1 protein-coding gene and 1 pseudogene are annotated in these 1,622 nt (G+C 63.4%); one reads left to right on the forward strand and one right to left on the reverse strand.

Annotated features, from left to right (window positions below; translation table 11 throughout):
* A pseudogene (locus D7X12_RS44865) lies at positions 1-343 on the reverse strand (hypothetical protein); the annotation flags it as partial.
* A 320-nt stretch (positions 344-663) separates the two neighbouring features.
* Between D7X12_RS44865 and D7X12_RS41230 the strand changes: the two are divergent.
* A complete protein-coding gene (locus D7X12_RS41230; RefSeq protein WP_120630549.1) occupies positions 664-1,446 on the forward strand; it encodes an IS1 family transposase in 783 nt (260 codons plus the stop codon).
* The last annotated feature ends 176 nt before the right edge of the window (positions 1,447-1,622 follow it).

Genomic DNA, 1,622 nt, shown 5'->3' on the forward strand with positions numbered 1-1,622 from the left:
ACTCCAAAGAGCTTGCGAGGCTCAAGGCACTTCGGGCCGCTCCGAAGCACGAATGGCGCCGAACGCGAACTCCGCGGCCCACACATAAAGAGCTGTGACTAGGAGAGCAGCGTGCGTGGAAGATCAGGGTCGGCTCCACCTGGAGGAAGCCCTCGTCCGTGCCGACGCTCGCGCGCGGCAGGAAGGACAATGTCGTCGCCTCCACGCGCAGCAGGTTGCGCCAGGCCTCGTCCCGTGGGCGCCGTTCCTCCTCCACGGGCGGCACCTCCGGGGCGTCCTCGGCCCATGCGGCGACCGGCAACAGCAGCCACAGCCAGACAGCCCCACTTCGCGTCATTCGCATCCACGCCCCCTGGGAGTGACTCCTCCGAGGAGAGCAAAGGACACACGTCTGACATTCGGCCCGGCACCCGCAGGCCCCGCGCTGCTACACAGGGGGGAAGGTCGGCTGCGTCGAGCCGGCGACTGTTAATGCCGTGACAGGCGCAAGGTGTCGTAGCTCGGCGTAACAGGTCCTCCGGAGTTCGGCGAACCCGGTCGGGGTGAGTTCGGCCAAACCGGTCCGCACCGGTTCGGCCAAACCGGTCCCCTCGGGTGTCCCGCCGACAGGCCACGCTGCCTTCCCATGGAAAGGGAAGTGGCGTGAGTAACCGGAGAGTGGAGATGGACCGGCTGCAGGAATTGGTGCGGTTGCTCCGCCTGGGCACGCCCGCGCGGCAAGTGGCCCGGGTGCTGCGCATGGGTGTGGATGTGGAGCGCAGCTACCGGCGCGTGCTGGAGGCGGGCGAGGCGCTGGTGGAACTGGACCTGCGGGGTCCCCGTGGCCACAGGCACGGCCTAGACGACATCACGACTCCTGAGCAATGGTCAGCCCAATGGGGCTGCGCTTGTTGTGCAACCCCGCAGGCGTGGCCCTCTTGCTCGTTACCCGGCATGCGTCATCCGCGCGCATCCGAATCGTGGGATGACGCTGTCGTGAACCTGCCGCTGTGGACACGCAGCGGCTCATTCCAAAGTGCGGTACTTCACAGCGAACTCCATGTCCTTGAGGATCCATTGCGTCCTATCAGCAGGAGCCTTGATCGGGATGGACTTCAACCTGGGCAGATCCTTCCTGGTCGCAATTCTCCGGAAGCAGCTAGCGGCAATCTGGAGCGCGTCGAGATCTCCTCGCTGCGCAAGCCAAGTCAATACCACTCTCAAGGCCGCTTCAGGTGGGTCCCCTCGAACACTGAATTTCTCAATCCAACCTTCCATACGCCAAAAGTCTTTCTCGCCCACGATTTGGTCGAGTTGCTCACTAAGCGTGCGGTCATCTGGGAAGAAGCTGCGCTGCATCTCAGCATCGAGTCTCCCAGCCAAGTGCTTGCGGCTCCATGCCTGGAGACCAAGCTGCTTGCATCGATCTGCGAGTTCATACAGATCTATCGGAGCCAGATAGTCTAGATAAGGCACGAGACGTTCAAGTTGCTCGCGGCCTAACGGGACTGCGGAGCCTGTCAACGTGAATGAGACAGTGGATTCGAGAGATTACTGCGCAGCCTGATGTGAAGAGGCAAGCCGCGCGGGGTTGTTGATCCAGACGGCGTTCGGAAGGGCCTGCGGCTTCGGTGGGCCGTGGG

The organism is Corallococcus sicarius (assembly GCF_003611735.1).
GTDB classification, from domain to species: Bacteria; Myxococcota; Myxococcia; order Myxococcales; family Myxococcaceae; genus Corallococcus; species Corallococcus sicarius.